Origin of the sequence: Bacteroides faecium (assembly GCF_012113595.1) — a bacterium.
In the GTDB taxonomy this organism is placed as follows: Bacteria; Bacteroidota; Bacteroidia; order Bacteroidales; family Bacteroidaceae; genus Bacteroides; species Bacteroides faecium.
Genome location: NZ_CP050831.1, coordinates 3,213,833 through 3,236,183, shown reverse-complemented (window position 1 = coordinate 3,236,183; position 22,351 = coordinate 3,213,833). Strand labels below are relative to the sequence as shown.

At 44.4% G+C, this 22,351-nt stretch carries 16 protein-coding genes; 13 read left to right on the top strand and 3 right to left on the bottom strand.

The window, feature by feature from the left end:
* Window positions 1-305 precede the first annotated feature (305 nt).
* The 3 genes from BacF7301_RS11465 (at window position 306) to BacF7301_RS11455 (ending at window position 5,896) form a co-directional block, all read left to right on the top strand.
* On the top strand, window positions 306-2,495 hold the full coding sequence (locus BacF7301_RS11465) for a glutamine synthetase III family protein (RefSeq protein WP_167962898.1): 2,190 nt from the start codon (window positions 306-308) through the stop codon (window positions 2,493-2,495).
* A 116-nt stretch (window positions 2,496-2,611) separates the two neighbouring features.
* Window positions 2,612-3,313 (top strand): Crp/Fnr family transcriptional regulator, encoded by a 702-nt coding sequence (locus BacF7301_RS11460; RefSeq protein WP_167962896.1) that lies wholly within the window; start codon window positions 2,612-2,614, stop codon window positions 3,311-3,313.
* A gap of 153 nt (window positions 3,314-3,466) precedes the next feature.
* Window positions 3,467-5,896, top strand: coding sequence for a glycoside hydrolase family 20 protein (locus BacF7301_RS11455; RefSeq protein WP_167962894.1), 2,430 nt, complete (start codon window positions 3,467-3,469; stop codon window positions 5,894-5,896).
* A gap of 150 nt (window positions 5,897-6,046) precedes the next feature.
* On the opposite strand, the gene trxB is transcribed toward BacF7301_RS11455, so the two are convergent.
* The 3 genes from trxB to BacF7301_RS11440 are packed head-to-tail and all read right to left on the bottom strand — an operon-like array spanning window position 6,047 to window position 10,201.
* Entirely contained in the window at window positions 6,047-6,997 is a 951-nt protein-coding gene (gene trxB, locus BacF7301_RS11450) for a thioredoxin-disulfide reductase (protein WP_167962892.1), read from the bottom strand.
* Between the two features lie 38 nt (window positions 6,998-7,035).
* Window positions 7,036-7,683: an outer membrane lipoprotein periplasmic chaperone LolA1 gene (gene lolA1, locus BacF7301_RS11445; protein ID WP_167962890.1), complete on the bottom strand. Its 648-nt coding sequence runs from the start codon at window positions 7,681-7,683 to the stop codon at window positions 7,036-7,038.
* A gap of 19 nt (window positions 7,684-7,702) precedes the next feature.
* Window positions 7,703-10,201, bottom strand: coding sequence for a DNA translocase FtsK (locus tag BacF7301_RS11440; RefSeq protein ID WP_167962888.1), 2,499 nt, complete (start codon window positions 10,199-10,201; stop codon window positions 7,703-7,705).
* Between the two features lie 123 nt (window positions 10,202-10,324).
* Here BacF7301_RS11440 and BacF7301_RS11435 point away from each other — a divergent pair, with 123 nt between their 5' ends.
* The 10 genes from BacF7301_RS11435 (at window position 10,325) to BacF7301_RS11390 (ending at window position 22,171) form a co-directional block, all read left to right on the top strand.
* Entirely contained in the window at window positions 10,325-10,990 is a 666-nt protein-coding gene (locus tag BacF7301_RS11435; protein WP_167962886.1) for a DUF5063 domain-containing protein, read from the top strand.
* 7 nt (window positions 10,991-10,997) lie between these two features.
* Window positions 10,998-11,642 (top strand): 3'-5' exonuclease, encoded by a 645-nt coding sequence (locus BacF7301_RS11430; protein ID WP_167962884.1) that lies wholly within the window; start codon window positions 10,998-11,000, stop codon window positions 11,640-11,642.
* 6 nt (window positions 11,643-11,648) lie between these two features.
* On the top strand, window positions 11,649-12,827 hold the full coding sequence (locus BacF7301_RS11425; protein WP_167962882.1) for a class I SAM-dependent rRNA methyltransferase: 1,179 nt from the start codon (window positions 11,649-11,651) through the stop codon (window positions 12,825-12,827).
* Between the two features lie 410 nt (window positions 12,828-13,237).
* Window positions 13,238-14,488: a nucleoside permease gene (locus BacF7301_RS11420; RefSeq protein WP_167962880.1), complete on the top strand. Its 1,251-nt coding sequence runs from the start codon at window positions 13,238-13,240 to the stop codon at window positions 14,486-14,488.
* Between the two features lie 10 nt (window positions 14,489-14,498).
* Window positions 14,499-15,092: a bifunctional nuclease family protein gene (locus BacF7301_RS11415; RefSeq protein WP_167962878.1), complete on the top strand. Its 594-nt coding sequence runs from the start codon at window positions 14,499-14,501 to the stop codon at window positions 15,090-15,092.
* Between the two features lie 8 nt (window positions 15,093-15,100).
* Window positions 15,101-15,799: a 16S rRNA (uracil(1498)-N(3))-methyltransferase gene (locus BacF7301_RS11410; protein ID WP_167962876.1), complete on the top strand. Its 699-nt coding sequence runs from the start codon at window positions 15,101-15,103 to the stop codon at window positions 15,797-15,799.
* 51 nt (window positions 15,800-15,850) lie between these two features.
* A complete protein-coding gene (locus BacF7301_RS11405; RefSeq protein WP_167962874.1) occupies window positions 15,851-17,398 on the top strand; it encodes a DUF4836 family protein in 1,548 nt (515 codons plus the stop codon).
* Between the two features lie 16 nt (window positions 17,399-17,414).
* The gene (locus BacF7301_RS11400; RefSeq protein WP_167962872.1) at window positions 17,415-18,059 is read left to right on the top strand and encodes an ATP-binding cassette domain-containing protein; all 645 of its coding nucleotides are present in this window, start codon (window positions 17,415-17,417) and stop codon (window positions 18,057-18,059) included.
* Between the two features lie 131 nt (window positions 18,060-18,190).
* Complete coding sequence (locus BacF7301_RS11395) at window positions 18,191-19,396, top strand: transporter (protein WP_167962870.1); 1,206 nt, start codon at window positions 18,191-18,193, stop codon at window positions 19,394-19,396.
* Window positions 19,397-19,516: 120 nt separating this feature from the next.
* Window positions 19,517-22,171, top strand: coding sequence for a TonB-dependent receptor plug domain-containing protein (locus tag BacF7301_RS11390; RefSeq protein WP_167962868.1), 2,655 nt, complete (start codon window positions 19,517-19,519; stop codon window positions 22,169-22,171).
* Window positions 22,172-22,351 lie beyond the last annotated feature (180 nt).

Genomic DNA, 22,351 nt, shown 5'->3' with positions numbered 1-22,351 from the left:
AGGCATTGATAATAAGCTCTGCGACATTTTTGTTTTTCCCCGTATAATACTTAGAATACAAACAAAAATGTCACAGAGAATTTTCCAAGTTATCTAAATACCTTACCGATGTGACCTGTACAAAACTTATATGTTTACCAGTGTTTTTTACGTCGCGACCATAAAGTTCAGCCTTCCCCCTTAAGTCCGAAGGGGGCATATTCAAAAAAAACATCTTATTTTTCAAATTACCCCCTAAAAAATAGGGGTACTTTCAGAAAAAACATATAATTTTGCGCCATCAACCGATAAACAACAGACCATTTATGTCTAAAATGAGATTTTTTGCATTACAAGAGCTTTCCAACCGGAAACCTTTGGAAGTAACTGCTCCTTCCAACAAACTCTCTGATTATTATGGCAGCCACGTGTTCGACCGCAAGAAGATGCAGGAGTATCTTCCGAAGGAAGCCTACAAAGCTGTGACCGACGCTATCGAAAAAGGTACGCCCATCAGTCGCGAAGTGGCAGACTTGATTGCCAACGGCATGAAAAGCTGGGCAAAGTCACTCAACGTCACTCACTACACACACTGGTTCCAGCCTTTGACGGACGGAACAGCCGAAAAGCATGACGGCTTTATCGAGTTCGGTGAAGACGGTGGAGTTATCGAACGTTTCTCCGGAAAATTACTTATCCAGCAGGAGCCGGACGCTTCTTCTTTTCCCAACGGCGGCATCCGCAACACTTTCGAAGCACGCGGCTATACGGCATGGGACGTTTCTTCACCAGCATTCGTAGTGGATACGACTCTTTGTATCCCTACCATCTTCATTTCTTATACGGGCGAAGCGCTGGATTACAAAACTCCGTTATTAAAAGCACTTGCCGCCGTAGACAAAGCGGCTACGGAAGTTTGCCAGTTGTTCGACAAGAACGTGACACGCGTCTACACGAACCTGGGATGGGAACAGGAATATTTCCTTGTCGACTCTTCCTTATATAATGCACGCCCCGACCTCTGCCTCACCGGACGGACACTGATGGGACACTCTTCCGCCAAAGACCAGCAGTTGGAAGACCACTATTTCGGCTCTATCCCGCCACGCGTCACCGCCTTTATGAAGGAACTCGAAATAGAATGTCACAAGCTGGGCATTCCCGCCAAGACCCGCCACAACGAAGTAGCTCCCAACCAATTCGAGTTGGCTCCTATCTTCGAGAACTGCAACCTGGCGAACGACCACAACCAACTTGTCATGGACTTGATGAAACGTATTGCCCGCAAGCATCACTTCAACGTGCTTCTGCACGAGAAACCTTATAGCGGTGTGAATGGTTCGGGTAAGCACAACAACTGGTCGCTTTGCACCGACACCGGCATCAACCTGTTTGCTCCGGGCAAGAACCCGAAAGGAAATATGCTGTTCCTGACTTTCCTGGTGAACGTACTGATGATGGTTTATAAAAACCAGAACCTGCTGCGTGCTTCCATTATGAGTGCCAACAACAGCCACCGCCTGGGAGCCAATGAAGCTCCGCCCGCCATTCTTTCCTGCTTCCTGGGGTCGCAACTTTCGGCAACGCTCGACGAAATTGTACGCCAGGTAGGAAACGAGAAAATGACACCGGAAGAAAAGACTACATTGAAACTGGGCATCGGACGTATCCCCGAAATTCTGCTCGATACGACCGACCGCAACCGTACTTCTCCTTTTGCTTTCACCGGCAACCGGTTTGAGTTCCGTGCCGCAGGCTCTTCTTCCAACTGTGCCGCCGCAATGATTGCTATCAACGCCGCCATGGCAAACCAGTTGAACGAGTTCCGCGCATCCATAGAAAAATTAATGGAAGAAGGCGTAGGCAAAGATGAAGCTATCTTCCGGTTGCTGAAAGAAACAATCATCGCTTCCGAAGCAATCCGTTTCGAAGGCGACGGTTATTCCGAAGAATGGAAACAGGAAGCCGCCCGCCGCGGACTGACCAACATCTGCCACGTCCCGGAAGCCCTGATGCACTACGTTGACAACCAGTCTAAGGCCGTACTTATCGGCGAACGTATCTTCAACGAAACGGAGTTGAACAGCCGCCTGGAAGTGGAACTGGAGAAATTCACCATGAAAGTCCAGATTGAAGGACGTGTATTGGGCGACCTTGCCATCAATCACATCGTTCCGACTGCCGTTGCCTACCAGAACCGGTTGCTCGAAAATCTTCGCGGGCTGAAAGAGATATTCCCTGCCGAAGAATACGAAGTGCTGAGTGCCGACCGCAAAGAGCTGATTCGTGAGATTTCGCACCGGGTGACTTCAATCAAAGTACTGGTTCGCGAGATGACCGAAGCGCGAAAGGTAGCCAACCACATGGAGAACTACAAGGAAAGGGCATTTGCCTACGAAGATAAGGTACGCCCGTATCTCGACCAGATCCGCGACCATATCGACCGTTTGGAAATGGAAGTAGACGACGAAATATGGCCGTTGCCCAAGTACAGGGAGCTGCTGTTTACCAAATAAAATGTCCTCAAGATTGCACGAAAGCTCCCACTTTTGTGCAATCTTTTTATAGATTCGTGCATTTTTTCATTTTTTATTTCTACTTTTGTGCTGTATAACACAGTTTTGTAGCACCCATGGTAAAAATGAATATGTCAGACATAGATATTTCGGAACCGTTATCCGACATGTTAGCTCCTTTAAATGACGAGCAAAAGGAGTTTCTGATGAACAATTATACGATACAGACCTACAAAAAGAATGAAACCATCTATTGTGAAGGAGAAACACCATCTCATCTGATGTGCCTTATCAACGGCAAAGTCAAAATCTTCAAAGATGGCGTAGGGGGTAGAAGTCAGATTATCCGCATGATTAAACCACGCGAATATTTTGCTTATCGTGCCTATTTTGCCAAAGAGGATTTTGTAACTGCTGCGGCAGCTTTCGAACCTTCTGTTGTCTGTCTGATTCCTATGAGTGCCATTGCTACCCTGATTGCCCAGAACAACGACCTGGCAATGTTCTTTATCCGCCAACTTTCTATCGACCTCGGCATCTCCGACGAACGCACTGTCAACCTGACTCAAAAACATATCCGCGGACGTCTCGCCGAATCCTTGATTTTCCTGAAAGAAAGTTATGGGCTGGAAGAAGACGGCTCAACCCTGAGTATTTACCTGTCACGCGAAGATTTGGCAAATCTTTCGAATATGACTACTTCGAACGCTATCCGCACGCTGTCTCAGTTTGCCACGGAGAGACTGATTACTATCGACGGAAGAAAGATAAAAATCATCGAAGAAGAGAAGCTGAAGAAAATAAGCAAGATTGGATAAAAACAGTATCCAAATTAAAAGGATAAACATTATTTTAAGTTCCGGAGCCTTTCAAGTTCCGGCTTTTTTTATTTCCATATAATTGGAACTTATCATTTAAACAAGTACATTTGTCCTGTCAAATTTATTTATAACTTAACACACATTATGACCATGAAGAAAAGTATTTCTCTTCTTCTTTTGTCTTTGCTAATGATTACCCCCAGTTGTCAAAAGTCAAAAGAAGTGGCGAACGAGTACAACATCGTTCCCAAACCCAATCAAATTATCCCAAGGGAAGGGCGTTTTAAATTAAGCAATAAGGTCAGCCTAATAGTTCCTCCCCATGCGCCCGAAGTAAAAGAAATCGCTAATGGTTTAGCCCAACAACTGGAACTGACAGCAGGCATTTCTCTGAAAGAAGCAGAAAGCGCAGATGGAAAACCGGCAATCTGCTTTGTTATCGAGGAAGGGATGCCGAAGGAAGGCTACAAGCTCTCTGTTACTTCTGACCTCATTACACTCAGCGCTTCCCAACCCAACGGATTTTTCTATGGCGTACAGACCATTTTCCAACTGCTCCCCCCGGCTGTTTATGGAAAACAAACGGATAAAAAAGCAAACTGGTCAGTTCCCGCCGTAGAAATCGAAGACGCTCCGCGCTTTGTTTATCGCGGACTGATGCTGGACGTTTGCCGCCATTACGTACCGATAGATTATATTTATAAGTTCATCGACCAGTTGGCTATGAACAAGATGAATACTTTCCATTGGCATCTGACAGACGACCAGGGATGGAGAATTGAAATCAAGAAATATCCCAAACTGACTGAAATCGGCTCCAAACGTGAAAAGACGTTGATAGATTATTACTTCGTAAACTATCCGCAAGTATTTGACGGAGAAGAGCATGGCGGATATTATACGCAGGAACAAATCAAGGATGTAGTAGCGTATGCTGCAAGCAAATATATTAATGTCATTCCCGAAATAGAAATGCCGGGACATGCATTGGCTGCACTCGCTTCTTATCCTGAACTGTCTTGTGATCCTACACAAACATATAAAGTCTCTCCTACCTGGGGTGTATTCGAGCAAGTATTCTGCCCGAGCGAAACGACTTTCAAGTTCTTCGAAGGAGTGATGGACGAAGTGGTAGAGCTATTCCCCAGCGAATATATCCATATCGGTGGCGACGAATGCCCCAAAACGGCTTGGAAGAACAGTGCTTTCTGCCAGCAGTTAATCCGCCAGTTGGGCTTGAAAGACGACGTGACTCCGAGCAAAGTGGATGGAGTGAAACATAGCAAAGAAGATAAACTGCAAAGTTACTTCGTCACCCGCATGGAAAAATACTTGAATGGCAAAGGACGAAACATTATCGGCTGGGATGAAATCCTGGAAGGCGGACTGGCCCCGAATGCAACCGTTATGTCATGGCGTGGTGTGGAAGGTGGGCTGAATGCCGCCAAAGCCGGTCATAATGCCATTATGACTCCTATGCCCTATGCTTATCTGGACTTCTATCAGGAAGACCCGGCTATCGCCCCGACTACCATCGGCGGATACACTACTTTGAAAAAGACGTATAGCTACAACCCCGTCCCGGATGATGCCGACGAATTAGTGAAGAAACATGTCATCGGCATGCAAGGTAATATTTGGAGAGAATATATGAAAACCTCCGACCGCACGGATTACCAGGCTTTCCCGCGTGCAATGGCTATCGCGGAAACCGGATGGACATTGGATGCCAACAAAGACTGGAAGAATTTCTGCGAACGCATGGTTGCCGTATTTGAGCGTTTGGAAATAATGGATACAAAACCCTGCCGTAACTTCTTTGAAGTAAACGTTAACACGCATGCAGACGAAAACGGTCCGTTAATGGTATTGTTAGAGTCTTTCTATCCGAATGCAGAAATCCGATATACAACAGACGGCAGCGAACCATCTACAACATCCACCCTATATGAACAGCCTTTCGTACTCGAAGGAAACATCGACTTGAAAGCTGCCGCTTTCAAAGACGGGAAAATGCTAGGCAAAGTTACTCACAAGCCGCTATATGGCAATTTATTAGCAGGAAAACCGTTTACTGTCAATTATAAGATGGGATGGACGGGCGATATATTCGACGAAAATGATGTGATGGGAGCAGACAAGACTACTTTCGGTCTGACTAACGGAAAACGAGGAAACGGTGCTTCTTATAATCCTTGGAGCAGCTTCGCCATTACTGAAGGGAAAGATTTAGAATTCACTGTAAATCTGAATCAACCGACCCAAGTAAGCAAGGTCGTCTTCGGTTCTTTGTTCAATCCTGCCATGAGAATGCTTCCCGCCGGTGGGGTTGCCATAGAGGTATCTGCTGACGGTAAAGAATATACCCAGATAGCCGAAAAAGCCCTGCAACACGATTATCCGGAAACAGGAAGAATCGCTTTCACCGATTCTATCGAATTTGAACCGACACAGGCTACTTTCTTGAAAGTTAAGATTAAAAGTGGCGGTACATTGCGCAATGGAGTTAATTTCGAGAAGAACAACGGTCCGGAAGTTATTCCCGCCGAATTGTGGATTGATGAGATTGAGGCTTATTAAGCATCAATGATCCTATAAAATCAGATATAAAAAATGGTGGGCAGTAGTTTCAAACTGATGTCCACCATTTTATTCTAAGAGTTATCACACCAAAATAGCACGATTATCATTCATCTATTTTTATCTCTAATATATCAAACGATATATTTATCAAATAACCCCTTTTGCAGAAAGATAACGTTCAGCTTCGATAGCAGCCTTACAACCACTACCTGCCGCTGTAATAGCCTGGCGATAATGAGGATCGGCTACATCTCCCGCAGCAAATACTCCGGGGACTTTCGTACGAGGACTATCTCCATCAGTAATAATATAACCCACTTCATCCGTGTCGATATAATCCTTGAATATATCAGAATTCGGCTTATGACCGATAGCCAGGAAAAAACCATCAATAGGCAGGCTGTATCGTTCTTCGTCCGATTCACCCCAACGTTTCACAAGATTCATACCCTCTACACCATTGTCGCCAAACAAGCCTACTACATTATGCTCAAACAAGACTTCAATCTTTTCATGCTTCTCCACACGCTCCTGCATAATCTTCGATGCACGCAAGAAAGGCTTGCGGACAATCAGATATACTTTTGACGCAAGTCCCGCAAGATAAACCGCTTCTTCACAAGCCGTATCACCGCCACCAACAACGGCAACCACTTTCTTACGATAGAAGAAACCGTCACAAGTAGCACAAGCACTGACTCCCATTCCGGCATATTTCTTTTCGTCTTCCAGCCCCAGATACTTAGCTGTCGCTCCCGTAGAGATAATCAATGTTTCCGCTTCGATTTCTTTCTCTCCGTCAATCGTTATTTTATAAGGAGCCTTACTCAAATCTGCCGCAGTAGCAATACCAAAACGAACATCTGTCCCGAAACGGCTCGCTTGCGCCCGCAAATCTTCCATCAACTGCGGACCACTGATACCCTCCGGATAACCGGGGAAATTTTCAACATCCGTAGTCGTAGTCAACTGACCACCGGGCTGCAATCCTTCATAAAGCACCGGACACAAATTTGCACGTCCCGCATAAATTGCTGCCGTGTATCCGGCAGGTCCTGAACCAATAATCAGGCACTTAACTTTTTCTATTTCTGCCATTTTATTATACTTTTATTGTTTTGTTATTCAAAAACACTTTATCTCAAATCAATAACCTCTGCACCCGGATATTGCTTTCTATTGAAAACAAAAATACTATCCGCGTAATTCTGCCGTGTCTGATAACTTGTAATGGTTATTTCATTACGCGTCTGTTGCCCACGTTGTTGAAGCAGAATATACAGAGGTTCGTAAGCATCCTTCGTCACATAAAGAGTAATGCGTTCCAACTCTTGCTTCTTATCCTTTGCCGTGAGGATCACTTCCCAGACAGCCTTTCCCTGATATGTTTTTGCAGTTCCCAGCTTATAGGAAAATCCTTTCTGATACATATAGAGGAATGTATAAGGGTTAATCTGCTGCAACTCTTCCTGAGTTGGATTGCTGACATTCACTTCATCATTCTTCGGCACATAACTCCACTGTGTCTTTCCGTCAAACCAAGTAACGATATCAGAGGTTTTCAGCACAAACTTCTCTCCTTTCAATTGAATGGTTCCGTTTTCCGCTCCTTCCGCCAAACCGTTCGTTATAGCTTTCACCGTAAAGTCGGCCTTCACGCCACCCGCTCTACGAAATGCTTCGGCTGTTTTATCAAGAACAACTTTAGCCTGCGACTGCTGTTGTTGAGCAATCACAGGCAATGACAGTAAAGCTATTAAAACACTAAAAATGTATTTTCTCATTTGATTAATAAACGATTGATTACTGCAAATTGTTCAAACGCATTTCGAGGTCATTATCGTCGATACAAAGCACGTCACGCGCTTTACTTCCCTGCGTAGGTCCAACGATTCCTGCTTTTTCGAGCTGATCCATGATACGGCCGGCACGATTATAGCCGATAGCAAATTTACGTTGAATCAACGAAGTGGAACCTTGCTGATGAATAACGACCAACCGGGCAGCATCTTCGAACAACGGATCAAGACGTCCCATATCAATGTCCCCCACTTCACTACCGCTATCCTCACTCACATATTCGGGCAGGAAGAACGGAGTAGGATAACTCTGCTGACGGGCAATAAACTTCGTAATCTCTTCTACTTCCGGCGTATCAATAAAGGCACACTGCACACGCACCGGGTCAGCTCCCTGCAAGAAAAGCATGTCTCCCTTTCCAATCAGACGGTTTGCCCCCGGACGGTCAAGAATAGTACGGGAGTCCATCATAGCAGATACACGGAAAGCGATACGGGCCGGGAAGTTTGCCTTAATCGTACCTGTAATAATATTAGTAGTCGGACGCTGCGTAGCGATAATCATGTGAATACCGACAGCACGCGCCAATTGGGCGATACGGGCAATCGGGAGTTCCACTTCCTTGCCTGCCGTCATAATCAAATCACCGAACTCATCAATAACGACTACGATATACGGCATAAATTTATGCCCCTTCTCCGGATTCAGGCGACGGTTGACAAACTTCTCATTATATTCTTTGACGTTACGCACATGCGCCATTTTCAACAGATCATAGCGTGTATCCATTTCCACGCAGACAGAATTCAGGGTTTGCACTACCTTCGTCACGTCTGTAATAATCGGTTCACCACCGTCGGGAAGCTTGGCAAGGAAATGATTTTCAATGACTGAGTAAATGCTGAATTCCACTTTCTTCGGGTCGACCAGAACAAATTTCAGTTCGGCCGGATGCTTCTTGTATAATAAAGACGTAATAATCGCGTTCAGTCCGACAGACTTACCCTGACCAGTCGCACCTGCCACCAACACGTGCGGCATCTTGCAAAGGTCGAACATAAAGACTTCATTTGTAATTGTCTTACCCAATACAATAGGCAAATCATATTTCGATTCCTGGAATTTCTTGCTACCGATTACACTCTGACCGGATACTATTTTCGGATTCTTGTTAGGAACTTCGATACCTATGGTTCCTTTGCCCGGTATCGGAGCGATGATACGGATACCGTCAGCAGACAGACTTAGCGCAATATCGTCTTCCAATCCGCGAATCTTGGAAATACGCACACCTTGCTCGGGAGTGATTTCATAGAGAGTGACCGTAGGACCTACCGTTGCCTTAATCGTACTGATTTCAATACCGAAGCTACGTAGCGTATTGATGATACGGTCTTTATTCGCATTCTGCTCATCCATATCAATCGTCGGGTCGTCATTCTCGAAATGCTTCATCAAGTCAATGGTAGGGAAACGATAATTCTCCAAATCCTTGGTCGGATTGTAAGGCTCCATCTCCGGTCCCTGATATTCTTCTTCCGAAGCGGCCGGCTCTACCTGAAATCCAGGTTCTTCGTCCTCAGTAGTTTCCTTCGAAGCTGATACAACAGAATCAGAAGCAGCCGGTTCAAACACCATAGTCACTCCTTCGCTTTCGTCAGATAAGGGAGAGGATTCTTCCGTTTCCGGTTGATTCACCGGAAAGTCTTCCTCTTCTTCACGCTCTTCAGATTGTATATCCATCACAGGCACCGGCGGCGTCTGCTTATAGGTTCGTTTCAAGTTAAATTCTACTTCTTGCGGTTGAGAGGTTGTAAATTCCGGATCACCCTCTCCTGCCGGAGCTGCCTCCACTTCTTCTCTCTTCTTACGTTTCAAGAAATTCAACGCGAAAAGTTTGCGCAACCAGATAACCGTACGCGCACTGATATATATAAAGAAACAGATAGCCGTTATCAACAGAATCATCCATACTCCGGGCACACCCACCTGGGAAATCAGCCAACGGCTGACATTGTATCCGTGCATACCGCCCAAATAGATAAAAGAATCCTGATAATGATCCATAAAGGCAAATCCGAAGAATACGGAGAACCAGACCAGCAGCAGTGTACATCCGATAAACCATTTCCATAGCCGGACAATACGCACACGCATCAGCTTCAATCCCGCCACAGCCAAAAAGACAAGGATAAAGAAAGAAGAGATGCCAAAACAGTCATTAATCAGATAACTCGCCAACTGTGCTCCGCGCGAACCGGCATAGTTCTTCACATGATTGTCAACTACCGACAGGTCTGCCGGATTTCCGCTGTCAATAATACTTTGGTCGGCTGCTCCCGTGAAAAAGAACGAGGAAAAAGCCAACAATAAGTAAACGGAAAAGATGACCAGCATCAGTCCGATGACAAAATGAACAGTTTCATTCTTAAATATTGCAACGATTTTACTTGGGGAAGAGGGAGTACGCTCCGTCTCCTTATCTAATTTCTTCTTTGCCATGAGTTTTTATTCTTTTTATAAAATTGGAATCATATTCTAAGCCGCAAAAATAATAAAAAAATAACGAGCGCTACGCTCATTCAATCCTTTTTCTTACCTTTGCGTTTCAAATCAATACTGATTATGGAAAAAGAAAGCCAAACGATATTTGATAAGAATGTAATTGAGTTCGTAACGGTAGCCGCCGAATTTTGCGCATTTCTCGAACGTGCCGAACGCATGAAGCGTAGCGACTTCGTTGATACATCCCTGAAAATACTTTCCCTGCTCTATCTCAAAGCATCTATGCTCCCGAAATGTGAGACTATCGGGGATGAAGTACTCGAAACGTATGTGACAGAGGAGATCTACGAGATCCTGCGCATCAATATTGCGGAGTTGATGGGCGACAAGGATGATTATCTGGACGTATTCGTACAAGATATGGTTTATAGCGACCAACCCATCAAAAAATCCATTTCGGAAGATTTGGCAGATATCTATCAGGATATCAGAGATTTTATCTTCGTATTCCAACTGGGACTGAACGAAACTATGAACGACTCATTGGCACTCTGCCAGGAGAACTTCGGAATGTTGTGGGGGCAAAAGCTGGTAAACACACTGCGTGCGCTCCACGACGTGAAGTATAACCAACAAGAAGAGGATGACGAGGCGACAGAGGGCGATGAAGAAGGATTTTACGAACCAAGCGATGGCGACAGTTGTTGTGAAGAAGACGGTTGTCATTGCCACGATGACGATTGCCACTGTCACGAAGACGGCTGTCATTGCCACCACGAAGAATAAATAAGAAATGATTGTAAGAAGAACCATAGATAAAGATGAATTAAAGGAGCTCCCGAAAACTATTTTCCCGGGACGAATCCATGTTATCCAATCGGAAGCAGAAACGGAGAAGGCGGTAGCCTACCTGCAATCCCAACCTGTGATAGGTATCGATAGTGAAACACGCCCTTCCTTCACGAAAGGACAATCGCATAAAGTAGCACTCCTTCAGATTTCTTCCGAGGAATGTTGTTTTTTGTTTCGTCTTAATATGACAGGGTTAACCCAACCATTAGTCGACCTCTTGGAAAATCCGGGCGTGATTAAAGTCGGCCTTTCACTAAAAGATGACTTTATGATGCTGCATAAACGTGCACCTTTCACTCAGCAGAGTTGCATCGAGTTGCAAGATTATGTACGTCAGTTCGGTATCCAGGACAAAAGCCTGCAAAAGATTTACGCAATCCTGTTCAAGGAAAAGATTTCCAAATCACAACGCTTGTCCAATTGGGAAGCCGACGTACTGAGCGACGGACAAAAACAATATGCCGCCACCGATGCCTGGGCTTGTCTCAACATCTATAACCTGCTACAAGAACTGAAGCAGACGGGCAATTATGAAATAGCCCCGGAAGAAAAGAAAGAAGAACATTTAATTGAATCAGATAAATAAAACATCATGCATAAAGTATACCTCAAACCCGGCAAAGAAGAGTCTCTCAAAAGATTTCACCCCTGGATTTTCTCCGGTGCAATCTCCCGTTTCGACGGAGAACCCGAAGAAGGTGAAGTCGTAGAAGTATACACCTCTAAAAAAGAATTTATCGCCGAAGGACATTTCCAAATCGGAAGTATCGCTGTGCGTGTACTCTCTTTCCGCCAAGAACCTATCGACCACGATTTCTGGAAACGCAAACTGGAAATAGCATACGACATGCGCCGAGGTATCGGTATCGCCACCAATCCGACGAACAATACTTACCGTCTCGTACACGGTGAAGGTGACAACCTTCCCGGATTGGTTATCGACGTTTATGCCAAGACCGCTGTCATGCAGGCTCACTCGGCAGGAATGCACGTAGACCGTATGGCAATCGCCGAAGCTTTATCTGAAGTAATGGGGGATAACATTGAAAACATCTATTATAAATCAGAGACAACGCTTCCTTTCAAAGCCGACCTTTTCCCTGAAAACGGTTTCCTGAAAGGCGGAAGCAGTGATAATATCGCGCAAGAATATGGTTTGAAGTTCCATGTAGACTGGCTGAAAGGTCAGAAAACCGGTTTCTTTGTAGACCAGCGTGAAAACCGTTCTTTATTGGAACGCTACGCCAAAGACCGTTCGGTACTGAATATGTTCTGTTACACCGGCGGATTCTCATTCTATGCCATGCGCGGCGGCGCGACGCTCGTCCACTCTGTCGACAGTTCTGCCAAAGCAATTGATTTAACAAACAAGAATGTAGAACTAAACTTCCCCGGCGACCCTCGTCACGAGGCTTTTGCCGAAGACGCATTCAAATACCTCGACCGCATGGGCGACCAGTATGACTTAATCGTTCTTGACCCGCCAGCTTTCGCCAAGCATAAAGATGCTTTGCGCAATGCCCTGCAAGGTTACCGGAAACTGAATGCCAAAGCATTCGAGAAAATCAAGCCGGGCGGCATCTTGTTTACTTTCTCCTGTTCACAGGTAGTAACCAAGGATAATTTCCGTACTGCCGTATTTACCGCAGCCGCCATGTCGGGACGTAGTGTGCGTATCCTGCACCAGCTAACTCAGCCCGCCGACCATCCGGTAAATATCTACCACCCCGAAGGGGAATACCTCAAAGGCCTCGTACTTTACGTAGAATAGCCTCAGCGACCAAAGAGACGCTAGAGACAGGATTCCATTCGGATGGAAAAAATTACTTTATTGTGGTTAGGTGGAAGGTTCTAACAGAAGATCAGAAGTAACAAAGTTAATTAGAGTTAACAAACAAAAGATTTATAGCAAAACATTATGTTGTATAACATAAAACCTCTTATCTTTGCACTGTGTTTTTCATGGTATTAGATTTAAGGTTAACAAAGATTGGCTGTCTGGGATAGATAGCCTTCTTTTTTTTATACCCCCCTCTCAGTTTTTCTACTGCAAATCTCTCCGTTTCTTCGTATTTATCCCTTTTTTATCCCCTTTTTATCAAATTACTAGTCCACCTATTCAATGAAAATATTATATTTGCATCTATTATCAATAAAAGAGAAACACAAATTAAAAAAGTCATGAGTATAAAAGTTCGTTTGATTATTATGAACTTCCTGCAATTCTTTGTATGGGGGTCATGGTTAATATCTCTAGGTGGTTATATGGGTAGAGAACTCCACTTCGAAGGTGGGCAGATCGGAGCCATTTTTGCCACTATGGGTATCGCTTCATTGGTGATGCCTGGTATTATCGGTATCATTGCCGATAAATGGTTTAATGCAGAACGTTTATACGGACTTTGCCATATTGCGGGAGCAGCTTGTCTCTTTTATGCTTCTACGGCAACCACCTACGATCAAATGTACTGGGCTATGCTGCTCAACCTGTTGGTATATATGCCGACTTTATCACTGGCCAACACAGTATCATACAATTCCCTGGAACAATATAAGTGCGACCTTATCAAAGATTTTCCTCCTATCCGTGTATGGGGAACAATCGGTTTCATCTGCGCCATGTGGGCTGTAGACCTTACGGGATTCAAAAATTCGAGTGCGCAGCTTTATGTAGGTGCCGTATCCGCATTACTACTCGGATTCTATTCTTTCACCCTCCCGGCTTGCCGGCCTACTAAGTCGGAAAACAAATCCTTGCTTTCTGCTTTCGGGCTGGATGCATTAGTACTGTTCAAGAGAAAGAAAATGGCTGTTTTCTTCCTTTTCTCGATGCTTTTGGGTGCAGCATTACAGATTACCAATACGTATGGCGACCTCTTTTTGGGTAGCTTTGCCAGTATCCCGGAATTTGCGGAATCCTTTGGGGTAAAACATTCGGTGATACTCCTATCCATTTCACAAATGTCCGAGACACTGTTTATTCTCGCTATACCTTTCTTTTTGAGACATTTTGGTATCAAGCAAGTAATGTTAATCAGTATGTTCGCATGGGTATTCCGTTTTGCTTTGTTCGGCTTCGGAGATCCTGGCAGCGGGCTATGGATGCTTATCCTTTCCATGATCGTTTATGGCATGGCCTTTGATTTCTTCAACATTTCCGGTTCGCTGTTTGTTGAACAAGAAACCAATTCTTCCATTCGTGCCAGTGCGCAGGGGTTATTCTTTATGATGACCAACGGATTGGGAGCAATCATCGGCGGATATGCCAGCGGTGCTGTAGTAGATGCATTCTCCGTATATGCCGACGGCAAACTGATAAGTCGTGAATGGACAGACATATGGCTGATATTTGCAGCGTATGCACTCGTCATCGGTATTCTGTTTGCCTTGGTATTCAAATACAAGCACCAGCGAGAGAGTCAAACAAATTAAGTAAGAAGCAATGGACAAAAAGGTAGAATTACAAGTTATAAATATCACAAACAGCCAGGCGCAAGTAGGCGCATTTGCTATGTTATTAGGCGAAGTGGAAGGTGAAAGGCAATTGCCGATTATCATCGGTCCGGCGGAAGCCCAGGCTACCGCTTTGTATCTGAAGGGAATCAAGACACCTCGTCCGCTAACACATGATTTATTCATTACCACTCTCACAGTGCTGGGAGCGAGCTTGATACGTGTGTTAATCTACAAAGCAAAAGATGGTATTTTCTACTCCTATGTTTACCTTAAAAAAGACGAGGAAATCATACGTATCGACGCACGCACTTCGGATGCAATAGCTCTGGCAGTGCGTGCCGACTGCCCGATTCTGATCTATGAATCCATCCTTGAACAGGAATGCCTGCATATATCTACCGAAGAAAGAAATCGCTCCGAAGAAACAGATGATGACGAAGGCTCCGAAGAAGAGCACAGTTCTTCGGCTCCCGCTTCCATCTCTCTCGAAGAGGCATTGCAGCAGGCTATCAAAGATGAGAATTACGAATTGGCCGCACAGATACGGGATCAAATCAATTCAAGAAATAAAAATCAGTAACTATTATTATGCACGTATTTTATACTCCCGATATACAAAAAAGTAATGAACTTCCAGAAGAGGAAGCACAGCATTGCACCCGTGTTCTGCGGTTGAGTATCGGAGATGAGATCACCCTTACCGATGGCAAGGGTAACTTCTACAAAGCGGAAATCACGGCTGCGACCAACAAACGTTGCCAGGTAGCCATCAAAGAGACAATCTTTCAAGAACCGCTTTGGCCCTGTCATTTGCATATTGCCATGGCACCGACCAAGAATATGGACCGCAACGAATGGTTTGCAGAGAAAGCTACCGAAATAGGCTTTGATGAGCTGACTTTTCTCAACTGCCGTTTCTCCGAACGTAAAGTTATCAAGACCGAACGAATCGAGAAAATTCTCATTTCAGCAATCAAGCAGTCACTCAAAGCCCGTCTGCCCAAGCTGAATGAAATGACAGATTTCGATAAGTTTATCACCCAGGATTTCAAGGGACAGAAGTTCATCGCCCATTGTTATGAAGGCGAGAAACCCATGTTGAAGAATATCCTGAAACCCGGAGAAGACGCACTCGTATTGATAGGCCCCGAAGGAGACTTCAGTGAAGAGGAAGTGAAGAAAGCCATCGGACAGGGATTCGTTCCCATCAGCCTGGGCAAGTCACGGCTTCGTACAGAGACAGCGGCACTGGTAGCTTGCCACACGCTGAACCTGCAAAATCAATAACCATAGTAACCGTCCGAACCAATGATTATACAACTTTTAAATAACATAAGTATGGCAAAGAAAATGATTTCACGACTCTCGGTACTGGCAGTACTGATTGTTTTTCTGGCAGCATGTTCCAAGACATCAGAGTACACTAATGTGATACCGGCTGATGCTTCGGTAGTCGCTTCTATTAATCTCAAGTCCCTCGCCGGCAAAGCAGGACTGGACGACAAAGAGAACGAAGCTGCCAAACAAAAAGTATTGGAAGCACTGAAAAGCGGAATGAACGCCGCTACTTTCCAGCAATTGGAAAAAGTCATGAAGAATCCCAGCGAATCGGGCATTGACATACAATCCCCATTCTATGTATTTTCTTCATCTTCTTTCCCATATCCGGCCGTAGTAGGTAAAGTGAGCAATGAGGATAATCTGCACGCTTCACTAGACGTGATGGTTAAAGAACAAATCTGTCAGCCAGTCAGCGAAGCAGACGGATACAGTTTCACTACCATGAATGGTAGCCTGCTGGCTTTCAACAATTCTACTGTAATGATTGTTACTGTAAACGGTACTTCGCAAACAGATAAAGCGAAAGAAGGCATCACTGCCCTGATGAAACAGACTGCCGACAACAGTATCGTGAAATCCGGCGCTTTCCAGAAAATGGAAAAACAGAAGAGTGATGTCAACTTCTTCGCTTCTATGGCAGCTATCCCGGCAACCTACCGTAACCAGGCAAGTATGGGTCTGCCCGCCGAAGTAAAACCGGAAGACATTACCCTCGTAGGCGGACTGAATTTTGAGAAAGGAAAGATTGCTCTCAAATCAGAAAACTACACAGAAAACGATGCTGTTAAGGCATTGTTGAAAAAGCAAATGGAATCGTTTGGAAAAACTAACGACACTTTTGTCAAATACTTCCCGGCTTCTACACTGATGTTCCTCAACGTAGGCGTAAAAGGAGAAGGACTTTACAACCTGTTAAGTGAAAATAAGGAATTCCGAAACACAATATCCATCGCCAAGGCTGATGAAGTGAAAGAATTGTTCAGTTCGTTCAACGGTGATATTTCTGCAGGATTGATTAACGTTACCATGAACAGTGCTCCGACATTCATGCTATACGCAGACGTAAAGAACGGAAACGCACTCGAAGCTCTTTACAAGAACAAACAATCACTGGGCTTGAAAAGAGGGGAAGATATTCTGGAACTTGGAAAAGACGAATATGTCTACAAAACCAAAGGTATGAATATATTCTATGGAATCAAAGATAAACAGATGTATGCTACCAACGACGAGTTACTTTATAAAAACGTAGGTAAAGCAGCAGACAAGTCTATCAAGGAAACTCCTTATGCATCGGAGATGAAGGGTAAAACGGTATTCTATGCTATTAATGCAGAAGCAATTCTCGAACTTCCTGTTGTCAAAATGCTGGCAGGTTTCGGTGGTAAAGAAGTAAAGACTTATCTTGAACTGGCTAACAAAGTATCCTACCTGTCTATGAGTTCCGAAGGAGAAGTTAGCGAAATCGACCTCTGCCTGAAAGACAAAGACGTGAATGCCCTCAAACAAATTGTAGACTTTGCCAAGCAATTTGCCGGCATGTAATCTGTAAACAAACGGTATGAATAGTATTCACCTACAGCAAACACTTCCCCAAGTGTTTGCTGACCGTAATTCGGTGACTTCAGATGTATGGCATCAGGACCTTTTCTTCCGGAAAGGAGAAATGTATCTGATTGAAGCTGCTTCCGGCACCGGAAAATCGTCATTGTGCAGCTATATCTATGGCTACCGCAACGACTATCAGGGGATTATCAATTTCGATGAAACCAATATCAAAGCATACTCCGTGAAGCAATGGGTCGATCTGCGAAAACATTCACTGAGTATGCTTTTTCAAGATTTACGCATCTTCACCGAGCTTACCGCTCTTGAGAATGTGCAACTGAAGAATAACCTCACCGGCTGCAAGAAGAAAAAGGAGATTCTGACATTCTTCGAACAACTGGGGATCGCGGATAAGATAAACGTCAAAGCCGGCAAACTCTCTTTCGGACAGCAACAGCGTGTCGCCTTTATCCGCGCACTCTGCCAGCCGTTCGATTTTCTGTTTCTGGACGAGCCTATCAGTCATCTGGATGATGACAACAGCCGCATTATGGGCGAACTCATCATTGCCGAAGCCGAAAAGCAAGGAGCCGGAGTAATCACGACTTCCATTGGCAAGCATATCGAGCTGCCTTATCATCACACTTTCAAATTATAATGCTGTGAAAAAATATATCATAAGAATTAGGCACGGATTACGCGGATTACACGGTTTTTACTACTGAGAACCGTGTAATCCGCGTAATCCGTGCCTAATTTTTCCATCTTAAAACAATTAAGTATAAAACAATGAATACCCTTGTCTGGAAACTTCTCCGTCAACATATCAGTATCGGCCAACTGACCGGTTTCTTTTTAGCCAATCTATTCGGTATGATGATTGTATTGCTTAGTGTGCAGTTTTATAAAGATGTTATCCCGGTGTTTACCGAAGGCGACAGCTTTATGAAGCAAGACTTCATCATCGCTACAAAGAAAATCAGCACACTCGGTTCTTTTGCCGGAAAGAACAACACGTTTACCGCCGAAGACATCGCCGACCTGAAAAAACAACCATTCACCAAGACCATCGGAGCTTTTACCCCTTCCCAATTCAAAGTATCGGCAGGGCTGGGAATGAGAGAGGCAGGCATTCATCTTTCCACCGATATGTTTTTCGAGTCCGTTCCCGACGAATTCGTTGACATCAAACTCGACAAATGGCACTTTGACAAAGAAACTCACACCATCCCCATTATCATCCCGCGCAACTATCTGAATCTTTATAATTTCGGTTTTGCCCAAAGCCGCAGCCTGCCCAAACTATCGGAAGGATTGATGGGACTTATCCAAATGGACATCATGATGCGCGGTAACGGACGGGTGGAACAGTATAAAGGAAACATTGTCGGTTTCTCCAATCGTCTGAATACGATTCTTGTTCCTCAATCTTTTATGAAATGGGCTAATGAAAACTTTGCCCCGAACGCAGAAGCACAACCTGCCCGGTTGATTATCGAAGTCAGTAATCCGGCAGATTCTTCCATCGCCAGCTATTTTCAAAAGAAAGGATACGAAACGGAAGACGGAAAACTGGATGCCGGAAAAACAACTTATTTTCTCCGCCTTATCGTAGGCATCGTATTGGGAGTAGGCTTATTTATCAGTATTCTTTCATTCTATATCCTGATGCTGAGCATTTTCTTACTGCTGCAGAAGAACACGAGCAAGTTGGAAAGCCTGCTACTAATAGGATACAGCCCCAACAGAGTGGCATTGCCTTATCAGATACTCACAGTTGGACTAAATGTTATCGTACTCGTCCTGTCCATCGGATTAGTCTGCTGGCTACGCGGTTATTACATAGACAGCATCCGATTACTTTTCCCGCAACTGGAAACAGGAACGTTATGGGCTGCTATCAGTATGGGAATCCTGCTATTCATCATAGTATCGGTAATCAACATATTAGCAGTCAAAAGAAAAGTTCTTTCCATATGGATGCATAAAGCATAGATGTAAAATACTCGTTAAAGCTTGTAATATCATACACATTCAGTATTGTTTCGACAAATCCTTTTTACGATTTCGAAATAAGTGCTATTTTTACGCAGTTTTCACAAAGACATATAATATATGAAAAGCAAAACTACGTTTTCTATGGACAGAAGTTCAATGATTTTCCTTATCGGAATGTTATTGTGCTTCTCCTCGTTATCTGCATCCGCACAAAACATGCAGGATACGATTATTGCTCACTTCAAGATATTGGAACAAGTTCCTCAGGAAAAGCTATACTTGCACCTCGACAAACCCTTCTACGGAGCCGGAGAAAAAATATGGTTCAAAGGATATTTGGTAAATGCAGTTACGCACCAGGATAATACGCAAAGTAACTTTATTATTACTGAACTTGTCAATCGTTCCGACTCTCTTGTGGAACGAAGAAAAATCCGCAGGGATTCGTTAGGCTTTCAAAATGCTTTCACGCTTCCTCCTACCCTTCCTGCCGGGGATTATTACCTGCGGGGATACAGCAACTGGATGCTCAACCAGGAACCGGAATTCTTTTATTCACGTAATCTGAAGATTGGTAATTCAATCGACAATACCATCGTTTCAACTATTGAATACCAACAGGAAGATGAGACACATTATACAGCTAAAGTTAAATTTACGAGCAATACCCAGGAAGCCTTCAAAAATACGACCGTCCGTTATCGCTACATCGAGAATGAAAAACTAAAAGATAAGGGTAAAAGAAAAACAGACGAAAACGGACTGATTTCTATCTCACTACCCGATTTAAAGCCTGCCGCCACCCGTCATATCGAAGTCGAGTTTGACGATCCGCAATATATTTATAAAAAGACTTTCTACCTGCCTTCATTCAACAAAGACTTCGATATCAAGTTCTTCCCGGAAGGTGGTGCTTTACTGGCTATCACTCATCAAAATATAGCATTCAAAGCCCAGGGCACAGATGGTTTTTCAAAAGAAATAGAAGGCTTCCTGTTCGACGCTAAAGGAGACACATTGACCGCTTTCCGTTCGGAACATGACGGCATGGGAGTTTTTACGTTAAATCCAATCAACGGAAATTCCTATTATGTGATCGCTACGACCAATGACGGTATCAGCAAGCGATTCGATCTGCCTGCTGTAGAACCCAAAGGTTTCGGACTTTCCATGACGCACTACAAAAAAGAGATACGCTACGAAATTCAGAAAACAGAAGCTACCGAATGGCCTCAAAAGCTATTTTTGATAGCACACACCCGTGGCAGACTGGCCATTCTTCAGCCCATCAATGCTGACAGGACTTTCGGAAGAATGAATGATAGCCTGTTCAATGCAGGCATTACCCATTTTATGCTAATCGACCAGCAAGGTAATGCACTCAGTGAGCGGCTAGTCTTTGTGCCCGACCGGACTCCTCATCAATGGCAAATCCTTCCCGACAAACCTGCATACGGAAAAAGAGAAAAGGTATCTCTCCAAATTTCCGCAAAAGATACTAACGGTAGCTCCATAGAAGGCAATTTCTCTATCAGCATCACTGACCGGAGAAGTATTCAACCGGATTCTCTTGCAGATAATATCGTATCAAACCTTCTGCTGACTTCAGATCTGAAAGGATATATAGAAAACCCCGGATACTATTTTCTTCGTCAAGACCTCAGAACCTTACGCACACTGGATTTCTTAATGATGACTCACGGATGGCGCAGACATCATATCAAAAACGTACTGGCTGCTCCTTCACTTAATCTCACTAACTATATGGAAAAAGGGCAAACCATCAGCGGACGAATCAAAGGCTTCTTCGGAAGTAATGTAAAGAAAGGTCCTATCTGTATCTTAGCCCCCAAACAGAATATCGTCACCACTACTACGACAGACGAGAAAGGAGAATTTATCGTGAATACATCTTTCAGAGACAGCACGACTTTCCTCGTTCAGGCACGCACCAAAAGAGGATTTGCCGGAGTAGATATAGAAATCGACACTCCCAAATATCCTGTGACCTCACATAAATCTCCTTTCCGTGACGGAACGGCAACCTTCATGGAAGACTATTTACTTAACACCCGCGACCAGTATTATATGGAAGGCGGAATGAGAGTGTATAATCTGAAAGAAGTGCTTATCACAGGAAACCGTGCCAAACCCCGTTCGGAAAGTATTTATACCGGTGGAATCAACACCTACACTATCGAGGGAGATAAGCTCGAAAGCTACGGAGCACACACAGCTTTCGATGCAGTCAGCAGGCTTCCGGGAGTCAGTGTGACCAACGGAAATGAGATTCACATCCGCAATAACCCCGAACAACCTGTCATTGTCATTGACGATGTTGTCTATGAAGACGACAACGATATACTGACTATGATACAAACCAGCGATATGTCAAGCCTGAGCCTGCTCCGTGGGGCAGATGCGGCAATATTAGGTTCCCGCGGTTCGGCCGGTGCCATCGTTATCACCCTGAAAACCGGAAAAGACCTTCCTGCAAGACCTGCACAAGGTATCATTACATACACTCCCTTAGGGTATAGCGATTCAGTTGAATTCTATCAGCCTACGTATGATACTCCCGAAAAGAAGGATGCACAACGTTCGGACTTACGAAGTACTATCTATTGGAATCCGTCACTGCAACTGGATGCAGAAGGAAAAGCAACCATCGAATATTATACTCCGGACAGCACTGCGCCGGAAGATATAACCATAGAGGGGGTAGATAAGAACGGCAAGGTATGCCGGATAGTACAAACGATTAATAAATAGCCGTCATCTTCACCTTACCAAGTAGGCATTGTTCTGCTAAGGTGTCGATATCCTTGTCTTATCAAGTAGGTATCGTTCCGTTAAAGCACCGTTATCTTTAGCTTACCACGGCCGTGGCAAGATGTTACCACAGCCGTGGTAGCTTCTCTTCACGGCCGTGGTAAGAAGTCGTCACGGCCG